Origin of the sequence: Loktanella sp. S4079 (assembly GCF_000967725.1) — a bacterium.
Classification (GTDB): domain Bacteria; phylum Pseudomonadota; class Alphaproteobacteria; order Rhodobacterales; family Rhodobacteraceae; genus Yoonia.
The window spans coordinates 25117-38759 of the sequence record NZ_JXYE01000019.1 but is presented as its reverse complement, the minus strand read 5'-3'; the positions used below and the strand labels follow the sequence as shown (position 1 = coordinate 38759).

General features: G+C 54.7%; 12 protein-coding genes. 10 read left to right on the top strand and 2 right to left on the bottom strand.

The genetic code is table 11. The annotated features are described in order from the left end of the window. Positions 1-89 precede the first annotated feature (89 nt). Entirely contained in the window at positions 90-1694 is a 1605-nt protein-coding gene (locus TW80_RS17310; protein WP_157033337.1) for a hypothetical protein, read from the bottom strand. Positions 1695-2079: 385 nt separating this feature from the next. On the opposite strand from TW80_RS17310, the gene TW80_RS17305 reads away from it, so the two are divergent. The 8 genes from TW80_RS17305 (at position 2080) to TW80_RS17270 (ending at position 7850) form a co-directional block, all read left to right on the top strand. Beyond that, positions 2080-2706, top strand: coding sequence for a hypothetical protein (locus TW80_RS17305; protein ID WP_157033336.1), 627 nt, complete (start codon positions 2080-2082; stop codon positions 2704-2706). Between the two features lie 75 nt (positions 2707-2781). Continuing rightward, entirely contained in the window at positions 2782-3597 is an 816-nt protein-coding gene (locus TW80_RS17300) for a hypothetical protein (RefSeq protein ID WP_157033335.1), read from the top strand. A 413-nt stretch (positions 3598-4010) separates the two neighbouring features. After that, positions 4011-4370: a hypothetical protein gene (locus TW80_RS17295; RefSeq protein ID WP_045998724.1), complete on the top strand. Its 360-nt coding sequence runs from the start codon at positions 4011-4013 to the stop codon at positions 4368-4370. 94 nt (positions 4371-4464) lie between these two features. Next, on the top strand, positions 4465-4896 hold the full coding sequence (locus tag TW80_RS17290; RefSeq protein ID WP_045998723.1) for a c-type cytochrome: 432 nt from the start codon (positions 4465-4467) through the stop codon (positions 4894-4896). An 11-nt stretch (positions 4897-4907) separates the two neighbouring features. Continuing rightward, on the top strand, positions 4908-5249 hold the full coding sequence (locus tag TW80_RS17285; protein WP_045998722.1) for a copper resistance CopC family protein: 342 nt from the start codon (positions 4908-4910) through the stop codon (positions 5247-5249). 2 nt (positions 5250-5251) lie between these two features. After that, on the top strand, positions 5252-6118 hold the full coding sequence (locus TW80_RS17280; RefSeq protein WP_045998721.1) for a copper resistance D family protein: 867 nt from the start codon (positions 5252-5254) through the stop codon (positions 6116-6118). A gap of 8 nt (positions 6119-6126) precedes the next feature. Continuing rightward, positions 6127-7422: a multicopper oxidase family protein gene (locus TW80_RS17275; protein WP_052701056.1), complete on the top strand. Its 1296-nt coding sequence runs from the start codon at positions 6127-6129 to the stop codon at positions 7420-7422. Further along, the gene (locus TW80_RS17270; protein ID WP_045998720.1) at positions 7419-7850 is read left to right on the top strand and encodes a c-type cytochrome; all 432 of its coding nucleotides are present in this window, start codon (positions 7419-7421) and stop codon (positions 7848-7850) included. The genes TW80_RS17275 and TW80_RS17270 overlap by 4 nt, the downstream gene beginning before the upstream one ends. A gap of 461 nt (positions 7851-8311) precedes the next feature. Here the strand turns inward: TW80_RS17270 and TW80_RS17260 are convergent, their stop codons facing one another. Then, the gene (locus TW80_RS17260) at positions 8312-9217 is read right to left on the bottom strand and encodes a LysR family transcriptional regulator (RefSeq protein WP_045998718.1); all 906 of its coding nucleotides are present in this window, start codon (positions 9215-9217) and stop codon (positions 8312-8314) included. A 190-nt stretch (positions 9218-9407) separates the two neighbouring features. Between TW80_RS17260 and TW80_RS17255 the strand changes: the two genes are divergently transcribed. Beyond that, on the top strand, positions 9408-11072 hold the full coding sequence (locus TW80_RS17255) for a GMC family oxidoreductase (RefSeq protein WP_045998717.1): 1665 nt from the start codon (positions 9408-9410) through the stop codon (positions 11070-11072). Positions 11073-11100: 28 nt separating this feature from the next. Beyond that, entirely contained in the window at positions 11101-13611 is a 2511-nt protein-coding gene (locus TW80_RS17250) for a CoA transferase (protein WP_045998716.1), read from the top strand. Positions 13612-13643: the final 32 nt, after the last annotated feature.

Below are 13643 nucleotides of genomic sequence, written 5' to 3'. Positions count from 1 at the left end.
CCTGGCGATGCAAAGTCAGCACGGCGGACGAAGCGGACCTTGGCTGGGACTTCGCCAATGGCCGTTTTGGAGAAATTTTAGATCAGCAATCAATCAAGTTCTCGGCCCGCAAGTACATTCTCTGAACGATTTTGTACGTCAGCCTCGGGTTCGTCAGATATTGCTTTCTTGAGGTGTTCATTCGCTTCATAGGGCCAATTGTCTTTGCCCCATGCTGAGAGCGCGCGAACTGCCATGTTTCTGTTCCGGATCACCGGGCTTCGCAGGCCCACCTTCACGAAGTCCCAGCCTTTTCCTGGAAAGTTGCCCAAGTCTTGTAGGATAAAGTCGAGGGCGCTGTGAGCGGCATATTCAATGCCCAGCCCGAGGTCGTTTTCGGGACCCGTTGCGATTTCATCAAGAGGGATTTTTTGAGCTGCCAGTGCCAAGACTTCATCAATGCGGCTTGCATCGGATGTGCGCATCAGGTCCCACCAATAGTCTTCACCCGCCTTCGTTCTGTCCAAGAAATATTGCCACGGGTCGATGCCAAGCTTTTCACATGATCTACTGGCAGCCCAGAAGCTCTGCCTGTCTCCATTTTGCAAAGCATCAAGAAGCACATCTTGCCATTCGCTTTTCGATAGGAGGGCTTCGATTTTCTCCGCGATAGCTTCTGAATCCTTATCTATCCAATCTTGTTTCAGTACCTGCTGACCTGATAAATGTTCGGCAACGCGCTCTTTGAGCTTCCATAGGAACCAGAAATGCGAGGCTGACGAGAATTTGCTGTCGCCTTTGCTCAAAAGCACTTGGACGGCGGCGCATCCATTTTCGTAGTCAGACAAACCTTCGGCGGGGCCGCCTTCTCCCGAAACCAATGTGTCGATCAATTCGACTGCTGAATTGAATAACTTGGGATCATCGTCTTCGCGCTTCAACGCAAGGTGAAGATCGCCCGCTCGCGCGCAGATGCAGGCCAAATACTCGTACATAACGCTGTTCTTGAAGCCATCTCGAAGCAACCAATCCTTGATTTCAGGACTGCTGGTCTCTGCAAGGCGTTCAACGGCGCTAATGCGTCCCCAGCCTTCGGCTGCGATGGCCAGTTTCCAAAGAGCTTCTTCGCCGTATGCGTCGCTGTTCGAGAGCGCCACGGCTGAGTAGAGGGTGAACTCATCGTGCCTGCCCAGAGTCAGGAAAATGTCTGTGTCGTCACTGCCTCGTAACAGACCAAGCAAAGCCATTGAAAATTTCACTGGCTCTCGGTCTGGGGCCTTTGTTGCAAACCAAAAAACAATCTCGCGCAGTCGATCCGCGTCCAAGACTTGTACTTCAAGAATACGCTCGATCAATGGGTCGATAACGCCAAGCGCTGAACTGTCGAGTATTAGCTTGTAGAGAGACTTAACATTGTAATCAGACGCACTTTGGCACACAGAAACCAGCGCCGAATAAAGAATTCGGACGACTTCGTCATCTGACTTTATAGAACCATGATGACCGAAGGCCCCATCCATTGCGCCGGGGGCGAACGAGATCAAGTTAGGATCAGCCTCTGACTCATCGGGGAGTCTGTAGCCTTCCTCTGAAAGGCCCTGAGTGCGCCCCGGTTCAATGTGCGCGGCTATATGATCAAAAATAGACTTCCTGTTGCCCCAAGGTGGGTTTTGGAAGTTCGGAGGCCAGACCGATTTCTTGAAAAATTTGAACATAGAAAAACATCCATTTCACCGCCGTTAATATCCTAGCTGTCTGGCATCGTTAACATGTGTAATCAAGCAACTGAGCTGTTTGGTTCAAAATCTAGCAAGCGGACATTGATGGCAGCTGCTGTATCCTGCAAACTGGGCTCTTTTGAGACATTCGCTGCGACTGCGACCACCTTTTGGTTCAGTTTTGCACTCCAATGACTGGTGCGCGGACAAAACCGACTTTGGTCGATTTACGATGAATGGCTGCTTTTGTCATGCTGCGTGTGCAGGGGAATTTGGCAAGGGCGGGATGATGCATGTGCGCAATGTTAGGTTCCCCATATACATTATATTCAACACTACTCTAAGGTTGCTCTGAATTTACGTGCAAGAGAGGCTGACACGAGTGACTGACCATATTTGGATGTGTGACGCACAGCGTCACACGCAGTTCGTTAGAGGGTTTTCGGCAGATCTAGATGATGGGGAACCACAGGTTTTCAGTCGTCAAGAGAAAGACGACACTTTCTCAAAGAACGACATGGGAATTCCATTGGCGCGGGACCGCTTTCCCGAAAAGGTATATTGGAGAAATAAGTGGAAGTTCGACAAATCGCTACCTCAGTTTTTCCATTCAGGGTTCATTTTCATAAATGAAAAAGCGGCAAATATTTTGCGAGATCACGATCTAGGACAGGGCGCGCTGTATCCTGTTGATCTTTTTGAAAATGATCGTGTCACACCGATCGAGGCAAATATCTTGACCCTTTGTATTGGTAATCAAAAGGATACCGTTCTGTTAGATCAGTCAGAGAACATGAAGCGGCTGTGGCCTCGGCATGACTTTTTTTCTCCTCAGCTATGGGTGGAGGACGATAACATTGTGGTTGATCGTTCGTGTTTGGAAGGTCCTGATCTCTGGGCCGATCCAAAGATAAAGTTCGTGTTTTTTATGAGTGATCGATTGGGTCAAGCGCTTATTAAGGCGCGTATGAAAAATGCGGTTAAGCTCGTTCGGTGCCGTGTTAGTTAGCTTCCCTTCGAAAGTAATAGCAGCACAAACAGCGCAACTGATCGGTTTGGGGAACGCATTATTTATTGAAACTGAATGGCTATAAAAAGAATGCAATTTTCATCGAATGAAGCTGAACTCTTTAACGAGCTGATCGTGCAAACACTCTATGGCTGCACCTCAGTGAGGATGCCGGATCGGGTAACTGATGTGAATCTCCGTAACAGCTACGTTGGCGGGATTGCAGATATGAGTGATTTTATCGAAATCCGTTGGATGATGCGGCGCATGGGTATCATGTCGTCCGATTTGACCTGCAAATACTCCGAAAAGGGCGTGCGGGACACGCTTGGGGCGAACCCAGGACGGTTCAATATCGACCTACTTTGGGTGATGGGGGCATTTTGCGTTTCAAACCTCCACTTTCAGAAAAACGATGTTCTTGATTCCATCAGAAAGGCCAAGCCGACCGATAGCTTCACCGTTCCTCCTCGCCTGACCAACGCATTTCAATTAATGGAAGCTTGCGGATTTGTAGCAAGTACAGGGTCGAGCTATCGGTGGACAGAAAAAGCGTCGCCAATCATGTGCTCGCTCGGGACATGGCCGTTTTTCCTGGAAGAGGGTCAAGCCGCACGCACCTATATCCTGCATATGCTAGAAACGATGCCAGAACAATTCCGAGCCTTTTTCAAACCCTCTAAAGACTCCTGGTGGCCTGAAGTGGAAGTGGGCGAAAATGCAGTCGAAAAAGCCGTTTGGTGTGTGTCGAACCATTGGTACAGGGAAGCTTGGCATCTTGAAGGTGCAATTGAAGAAACAAACCGAAAACACTTGTCCTACGGATTCTCGATTGCAACTGATCTCGCAGATTGGTTGAACGCGGTTTTCCGCGGTGAACTTACAAACTAACGCCTTCTGACGCACTCAAAGGCAGTTATCTTTATATGCACTCGTTCGCAGAAGCGGTCATTTGAGCAGAGCGCAGCGTCGGTCATTTTGGGCTCTTCTGGATCCTTCGCTTCGTTGGTCACCGATGACCGGTTCAGGAATGCCCGCCGTTCGCGGCAACACGCCTGAACTGATACACTGCGGACAAACCGGACTTATGCACACGCTGCTTTTGCTGACGCAGCATCTATTCGCTCTTGTAGCACGATCAACGTTGCCTTGCGGTCTCTATCGCGTAAACGGCGGCTCAGGGCCGCGGGCGACAGAGGAGTTTTGAAGGTACGGGGGGAGTGTTCCAAGGCTGTAATGAGCGTAGTATCCTCAAAATCTGGGAAACAGTTGAAATGGAACGCTCGGTCAAATAGCGTTTCGGGATGAATGCACTTCGCAGCATATTTGCAGCCATGCTGATTGTGATGCTCTTGGTCGGAAGTCTGATCGAGAGTACTGCGCATGCGATGACCTCGGATTGCGCGGATGAACATTGCCAAATGCAGTCCACGGACGCGGTCGAGCTGCTGCCTCATACTGGCGGCGGCCAAAGCCATGCCAATGATCATGGCTCCGATGCAGAGCATGAATGCTGCGATCAAATTCTCTGTCAGGCGGTAAATTTGGTATCTCTCACCGAGAGCATTCATCCGCTGGATGTTGAAGCGCAATTGTGGGCACAGGCCGGGCAACTTTCGGCGCTCACTGATCCTGGATCGTTGGATCGACCGCCTAAAAGCTGACTGCACATACGGGCCTCGGCGACAATGTCAGATGCCCGTTTCTAGGCGCCGTCTATGGCGCTCAATGTGTCATTCTACCTGTTAGGAAACGATCGTGAACAAACTACACCTGATGATCTGGGTTTGCGCGGTGGGACTAATTGCAGCATTTGCAGTTTCTCGTCCCGTACCAACGCACGAAGCAGACGAAACTGCCCCGCTGGACAACAACGCCTTGGTAGCGGTTACAATGCCGCGCATCGAAGGCAATGCTGCTATTGGACAAAACATTTTTGAGAATATCTGTGCGGCGTGCCACGGCACCCAAGGCACTGGGAACGCAGAGGCTGGCCCGCCTCTGATTCACAAGATCTATGAACCTGGGCATCATGGCGACGAAAGCTTTCAACGCGCCGTCGCGTTCGGAGTTCAGGCGCATCATTGGCGGTTTGGGAATATGCCACCGGTTGACGGTCTAACGCGTGGCGATGTTGCCATGGTCATCGAATATGTGCGTGAGATTCAGCGCGCCAACGGAATTTACTAAGGAACTGTGCCATGAAGAAACTCACCCTCATTGCCCTGATCGCAACACTTGCGACGAACACCTTTGCGCATTCGGAAATTGAAACTACATCTCCAGTCGATGGGGCCGTTGTCGCAGATGTTCCGGCTGAGATCAGCATTCGCTTTGCCAATGAGATACGGCTTACGCGCGTGGACATGACACATGCAGACCATCCATCAGTGCAGATTGATCTGAGCGCATACAAACGTTTTGATCGGGACTTTCTGCTCCCAATTGAGGCGATGGGTCCTGGCACCTATCGTTTTGAATGGCGCGGCCTCGGGACGGATGGGCACCCAATGCAGGGCGAATTTATGTTCACGGTCGACTGAAGATGCCAGATATATGGGAACAGATCGGAGCCATCTTCAAGTTACTCTTGTATATTGGTGCGCTAGGGGCAACGGGACTTGTGATCATCCGGATTGTCTTTGCTGACCTGACAGAGACGCTACACCAACGCATGCAACGGCAGGCGCTTTGCCTCGCCGGGCTAGCGCTTTTGGCGTCACTTTTTGGTTTTGCGCTACGTGGGGCAGCCTTGACGGGAACGATTGCTGGCATGATCGACACCGAGATGCTTGGACTGATGTGGCAGACCCCAGTGGGAGACGTTTTGGTTTACCGGATCGTTGGGACAATGCTGATGATTTTGGGGCTTCTCACACACCGGATCGGTCAATGGATCGCATTGGGCGGTGGGGTCCTAACCCTTTGGTCGTTTGCTCAAATTGGCCATATCCCCGATTCAGAACGAGCAGTTGTGCGCCTGATCTTATTACTCCACCTGCTGGGGGTGGCATTTTGGGTCGGGGTACTGCCCCCATTGTACCGGCTATCGCTGCAACCCAATACCATCCAACAAGCGGCAGACTTGGGCCATCGCTTTGGCCAACGCGCGGCGGCCATTGTACCAATGCTGATCTTGGCTGGGGTGCTCATGGGGTGGCTATTGGTGGGTAGCTTCACAACGCTTGTCACCACTTCTTACGGCCAAACACTTTTGATTAAGTTGGCGTTTGTGGGCGTCTTGTTGGCCTTGGCCACAGTAAACAAACTGCGGTTCGTACCGGCAATGCTGTCTGGCAACCACATGGCAGCGCGCCATCTCGCGCGCTCCATTCAAATCGAAACAGTAATGATTTTGGCGGTGTTGGCAGCAACTGCAACACTTACCCGCGCAGTCACACTACCCCATTGAGGTATCCAATGAAACGTAGAGATTTTCTGATCACATCAACTGCCGCGGCGCTGGCCCCGGCTGTGTCTTTCGCGGGCAACCAGTTTCAACTGGTTGCACAACCCATTGAGGCACAAATCCTGCCCAAAGGAGAGGGTAAAACAACGCGATCCTTTGGCTTTAACAACGGCGTGCCCGGCCCAGAAATTCGTGGCCAACAGGGGCAACCACTCAATGTGCTGCTTCACAACAAACTAGAAGAAGGCACCGCCGTTCACTGGCACGGGATCAGATTGCAAAACGCAATGGATGGCGTGCCGATCTTGACCCAAAACATTGTGGATCCTGACGGCACATATAGCTATCAGTTTACCCCGCCAGACGCGGGAACGTTTTGGTATCACTCGCGTTATCTGTCGCACGAACAAGTCGCGCGTGGTTTGATGGGGCCACTTATTATCGACGAGGCCAACCCACCAGACGTCGATCATGACATTACTGCGATTATAGCAGATTGGCGTTTGGATGAAGACGGACAGCTCACGACTGACTTTGGCAATATGCACGACGTGGCACATAGTGGCCGCATGGGTAATTTCGCGCGAGCATTTCTGCCCGAGATTTCGCTGAAAACAGGTGCGCGCATACGGCTACGGATCATCAACGCAGCAGTTGACCGTGTCTTTCACCTGAGCTTATTGGGCCTCAACGGCAAAATCGTCGCGCTTGATGGCATGCCCATTGCGGCGCCACGCGCTTTTGACACGATCGAACTCGCACCTGCGCAGCGGGTCGATGTCATTGCAGATGTTGAGGCTACGCTTGAAATCGACATGGTCACCCGCACAGGGAATTATATCCTTGGCCAAATCGATGTTTCAGGTGAACAAGCCCAAAGGTTGACGCCAATCCCAACGCTTCCACAAAACAACGCCCCCCGCCCCGGAGACATTACGCAAGAACTCACCTTGAATATGCAAGGTGGCGCTATGAACGGGCGACATGGTGGTGACAACATTTGGGCCTTTAACAATCTGTCAGATCTGCAATCTAAACCGTTTGGGCGCTTCAAACGTGGCGAGACTGCTCGAATCCAGCTTTTGAACGACACCAGCTTTGCGCATGGCATCCACTTACACGGGCACCATTTCTACGAAACACTATCTGACGGCACGCTGGGCGATCTCCGTGATACGACCTTGGTTCAGGCCGGCGAAAGCCGCGAGATACTCTGCGTCTTTGATAATCCTGGAAAATGGATGCTGCATTGCCATATGCTCAGCCATCAGGCTGGCGGAATGAAAACATGGGTGGAAGTAATATGAGATGCCGAGCAACCCTTGCGTTGGCATGTTTCGCAACCAGCGCCTACGCCGATCATGCATTAGACAACCGCAATTTGGACAACGGGCAATCACTCTACGCTGCGCAATGCGCGTCTTGCCACGGCGTCAATTTGGAAGGGCAACCAAATTGGCGACGAGCCGACGAAAACGGCATTCTCCCTGCGCCCCCTCACGACGCCTCTGGGCATACGTGGCACCACGATAATCAGCTTTTGTTCGAATATACCAAATTTGGTGGCCAACAAGCACTGGCGGCACGCGGCATCGCCGAATTCAATAGTGGAATGCCAGCATTTGGTGACACGATCTCAGATGAAGATATCTGGGACATCCTCGCCTTCATCCGCTCAATATGGCCAGCCCACATTCAAGAGGCACAAGCGAACAGAAACCCACGGCATGATTAAGTGGCTCAATCCCGGGTACTCAATAGGCCGGGACGGCGGGCGTCTGACGGATAGCTTCATCAGCGCTGTAAGCTCTGGCGCGCGACGTATAACCGAAGGCAGTAATGCGCAGATAGTGACCTTTGCAAAGTCCGGGGATTCTGAAGGCGCCACGAGCCACGACGGTCGTGTCGCGAAGGTAGTGGAAAATTGAAGGTGGCGTATCTCCGGGTGAATTCGAACCCACCCTACCGGCGGGAGCAACCGCCAGGGAGATCACGCCATGAAAAACAATACCGACACGACCGCACTTTCACTGGCCAATGAAGTGGGCTTTGATCCGATTGAGGAGCGGCTACGAGAGAATGAGATCGCTGGTTCTGAACTCGTTTCTTGATACTGATATAAGCAAAAATTAGCGCTCAGGAGGGCAACAGCCTCTCTGTTCCGGAACAACAGCGGTTCCCACCTGCCAAGTCTACCTACCAGACCGCTTCGAGTTGATCGAAGAGCGCAGCCATTAACGGCACTCCTTTTTGCGCGTCCAAAGCCAGGATGCAAAGGCAGGCAGGAATTCGTTGCGTTTCGCAGATAGTCAACCCGTAGGCCTGACGTTGGTGCAGCGCGATTGACTCTCGACAAAGGCTGAGCCCGACGCCTGATCGCACCATTTCCAGCATCGACGCCTCGTGGTCGACAAGCGCCATGGAATTCTGCACGACGCCGTGACGAGCAAATATCTTGGTCAAAAGACGATTGTGGACAGAAACCGGAGTTGTACCGATCCATGGCAGCGCCGCGAGTTCGGCCCAGGACGCATTCGCGACCCTTGCCTCCCAGCCCACCGGGGCAATAACGCGATAGTCAAATTGAGCCAGTTTCAAGGTATGAAGTGGCTGTTCCGACGGGATTTGGCCGATTTCTTCGGGGTCGCAGAGATAGAACCCCAGGTCTATTGTTCGGCGTTTCAGTCTATCAAGGATTTCACCGCTGATCCCGTGAACGAGTTCGGTAACGATTCCAGGGTGGCTCTTTTTTAGGCCACTCAGCAATTGGCCAAGGCGGATGAATTCGGGGTCCACAATGGTGCCGATCCGCAGCGTGCCAGAGATCTGACCGCTCTGGGTATGCGCGCTGCGTCGGAGGTCGGCCATCGCGTTCAAAACCTGCTCGGCCTTGGGCAGCAGGGTTTCGCCATCTGCGGTCAAGTCAAGCCCGTGCGGAGTGCGCCTGAACAGGGTGATTCCTGTCTCCTCGCTCAACCGCTTGATCTGGTGGCTGATCGCTGGCTGGGTGAGGTGCAGGATGTCTGCTGCACGCGAGACGCTGCCTTCTCGTGCCACTGTCACGAAGGCCAAGATGTTGTTGGGGTTAAAGAATCTCTTCATATTAAGGAATTTAATATCAAGGTGAAAATTAAGTCATTAGGAAAGTGCCCCTTGGCTTTCTACACCTTCGGAAATTGATACGCAGGGAGGAGCATATCGCACCGCATCCAACCCGCCTCGGCTTGGGGGCGGAGCGCTGCGGGCTGGTGCTTTCCTCACTGCCGTTGAGTAAGCAGGAGGGTGTGCCACGATGTCAGTAAACGGGGACGATTTCGACTTCATCGTGATTGGCGGGGGTTCGGCGGGCTGTCTGCTTGCCAACCGACTGAGCGCGGATGCCGGCAACCGGGTGCTTCTCCTGGAGGCCGGGAAGGTCGATAGCTACCCGTGGATTCATATTCCCGTTGGCTATTTGTACTGCATTGGAAACCCGCGCACCGACTGGATGTATAATACCGAGGCCGACACTGGTCTGAACGGTCGGACCCTGCGCTACCCACGTGGCAAGGCCCTTGGCGGCTGTTCGTCGATCAACGGCATGATCTACATGCGCGGTCAGGCGCGCGACTATGACAACTGGGCCAAGCTCAGCGGTGAGGACGCGTGGAACTGGGACAACTGCCTGCGCGATTTCATGGCTCATGAGGACCATCAGAAGCTGGATGGCGGGGCCGATCCGAAGACCGGCGACAACAGCCGGTTTTCCGACTTGCACGGAAATGGCGGCGAATGGCGGGTGGAAAAACAGCGCCTGCGTTGGGACGTGCTTGACAGCTTTGCGGATGCGGCGACACAGGCGGGGATCGACAAAACCGACGATTTCAACGGCGGTGACAACGCCGGGGTCGGCTATTTCGATGTCAATCAGCGGTCGGGTTGGCGCTGGAATACGTCGAAGGCCTTTTTGCGTCCGGCGAAATCACGGCCCAATCTAACGATCTGGACCGAGGCCCAGGTCGAGAAGCTGACTTTTGCAAGGGATGAGAACGGCGCATTGCGTTGCAGCGGTGCGCAGGTCCACCGGAAGGGCCAGACTGTGTCGGTAACAGCCCGCCGCGAGACCATTCTGTCGGCCGGAGCGATCAATTCGCCTCAAATTCTGCAACTGTCGGGGATTGGCCCCGCTGCTTTGTTGCAAGAGCATGGGATAGAGGTGCTGCGCGACGCGCCGGTGGGCGAAAACCTTCAGGATCACCTGCAAATCCGCGCGGTTTACAAGGTGAAGGGCACGCGCACGCTCAACACCCTTGCCGGCAACATGTTCGGCAAGGCATTGATCGGTGCGGAATACTTGCTGAAGCGGACCGGCCCAATGAGCATGTCGCCCAGCCAACTGGGCGCCTTCACCCGCTCTGATCCTTCCCGGACGCATGCCAATCTGGAATATCATGTGCAGCCGCTCAGCCTTGAAGCCTTTGGTGAGGATCTGCACGATTTCCCGGCGATCACGGTCAGCGTTTGCAACCTCAACCCCACCAGCCGGGGCCATGTACGCATCCGCTCAAACAACTTCCGCGATGCGCCGATGATCTCGCCCAATTACCTGTCCACCGAAGATGACCGCAAGGTCGCCGCCGACAGCCTGCGCCAAGTGCGAGAGATCATGTCGAAGCCCGCGATGCAGCCCTACACGCCCGAAGAATACAAGCCCGGCCCGCAATACCAGAGCGACGACGACCTTGCCAAACTGGCCGGCGACATCGCCAACACGATTTTTCATCCGGTTGGCACGGTCAAAATGGGACTGGCAGAGGATGAAACCGCCGTGCTCGACCCACATTTGCGGCTCAAGGGGGTGTCGGGGCTGCGTGTCGTTGACGCGTCCGTCATGCCCGAAATCACCAGCGGAAACACTAATTCCCCGACGCTGATGATCGCGGAAAAGGCGGCCCGCTGGATCCTTGCAGGCCAGTAGGTCGGCGTCTTTGTCAATCGGAGGAAACATGCGTAACTCATTTTCCAAACTTCCCCTGACCGGGGTTAAAGTGGTCGATTTCGGGCAGTACATTGCTGGACCCGCCGTTGCGATGTTGCTTGGAGACCTTGGCGCCACTGTCGTTCATATCGACCCGCCCGACGGGCCGATGTGGGACAGCCCGGCCAATGCGACGTTGATGCGCAACAAGCTGATCGTGAACCTTGACCTAAAATCCGAGCAAGGGCTGGCCCACGCCCGCGCGCTTTGCGCCGAGGCCGATATCATCATCGAAAACTTCCGCCCCGGCAAACTGGCCGCCTTGGGCATTGATTTTGCCGCGATGCGCGAAGAGCGGCCCGAGTTGATCACCGTCTCTTTGCCGGGGTTTGCCTCCAACGATGCCGAGCACCGCGAATTGCGGGCCTTTGAAAGCGTGGTTGCGGCCAGTTCGGGCGTGTTTACCGACATGGGGCTGAACCGCGTTCTGATGGGGTTGAACCCCTCGTTCTCGCCGCTGCCGCTGTCATCCGCGTATGCCTCGCAGATCGCGGCCTCGGCGACCGTGCTGGCGCTGCAGTCACGTCAGTTGACCGGGTTGGGCGACCAGATCGAGGTGCCGCTGGCGGCAGCCGTGATGGAGGGATTGTGCTACAACTCCATCAAGGTGTCGGACATGCCGGAACGCTACCTGACCCAGCGCGAGTTCGAGATCGAACGGCGGCGCGTCGAAGGTTTGCCGATGAATGTGTCCTACGAGGATCTGCAGGAACTGCTCGACCCATTCTTTCGCAGTTATATGTGTAAGGACGGGCGGATGTTCTATGTGGTCTGCCCCAGTCATAAACACCACGCGCGCCGCTGCCTTGAGGTGCTGGGCCTTTACGATGAGATGATCGAAGAGGGGCTGCAGGAAGAGGACGATACCTACAAACCGCAGTCCGAGTGGGTGTCCGATACCTCGCTTGGCGTTTACCCGATGCCGAAGGAGTGGGCCGACAAGATCGCCGCGCGCATGAAAGAGGTGTTTATGACCCGCACCTCACATGAATGGAAGCGCATGTTCGGACGCGCGGGCATTCCGGGTGCGCCGCAGCGTTGGCTGCAAGAGTGGATCAACGACGAATATGCAGAAGCCTCCGGCCTGATGATTGATGTCTGGGACCCGGTCTATGGCGAAATGACCCAACCCGGCCCGGTAGTCTGGATGGAGGAAAGCGGAGAAGACGCGTTATCGCCCGAACCGCGCCGCTGGGTCGAGGTGGAAGAGGCCCTGAAGGTGCTGCGCAAGCTGCGCACCGACATTCCCGACCCCGAAGACGGGATCGAGCAAGAGGGCTGGCTGTCGGGCGTTCGCGTACTGGACATGTGCAACGTGATTGCCGGACCACATGCCGCAAGCTATCTGGCTCGGTTCGGGGCCGAGGTTATCAAGCTCGACCCCGCGACCCCGCTCTATGACAGCTGGAACACCGTGATCTATGGGTTGAGCCAGGGGCGCGGTAAAAAGTCGATCCTTGCCGATGCGAAGTCCGAACACGGACGCAAGGTGTTGGAGGATTTGGTGAAATCCGTCGACGTGATCTTCTGGAACGCGCCGGACAGCCAGGTCAAGCGCATGGGTCTGGACGCAGACAGCCTGCGCAAGCTGAACCCAGAGGCGATTTTCTGCAAACTCGATTGCTTTAGCGGTGTGCGGCGCGGCGTGCGCACCGATTACATCGGTTATGACGATCTGGTGCAGGCCACCACGGGTATCATGTTGCGCTTTGGCGGCGCGATGGACCGTCCTGAGGAACACGCCCATGTCGGCACCATTGACGTGATGTGCGGATTTGGCGGCGCTTTAGCTGTCGCTGCCGCGCTTTATCAGAAGCACCGCTTTGGGCGGATCGGGCGTGGACGGACCTCGCTTAGCGCCAACAGCGGGTTGTTGCAGATTCCCTTTGCATACGATTACCGTGGGCGCGGGCTATTCGATGAGCCCTCTGGCCCTGAGGTCAACGGTTATGATCCCCTCAGCCGTTTTTACAGCACCGCATCGGGCATCTACATCCTTCTGAGCGCTTACGAGACTGATTTGCCGCGGTTCCGCAATGTCGAAAACCTCGAAGACCTGCCTGATATCCCTGATGAGGAGCGCGCGGCATACCTGGCCAGCGCATTCCAATCGCATCCCGCGACCGAATGGATCGCGCGCTTGCGTGCGGCAGATATCGGCTGCGCGATCTGCCACAATATTGAGGCGCTACGGTCGGAAAACCTGCGCGAACCAGACGGCACTCCCGGTACCGATCGAGGCAGCTATTCCTTCTCGCAGTACGCTGATCACCCAAGCGGTCATGAAGTCATTCAACTGGATCCCTATGCTGTCCGCCCTTCGCGCGGGCGGGTATTTGCCCTGCCTCCAACCGAGAAATTTGGCGCGTCGACGCGAGAGATCCTCGGTGATCTCGGATATTCCGATGCGGCGATCGAGCGGATGTTGAAATCCGGCCAAGTTAGCGAAAGTTGGAGTACAGAATACCTGCCCAGTTAAGGGCCGGGGGCGAAGGGGGCGGTCTGCTTCCT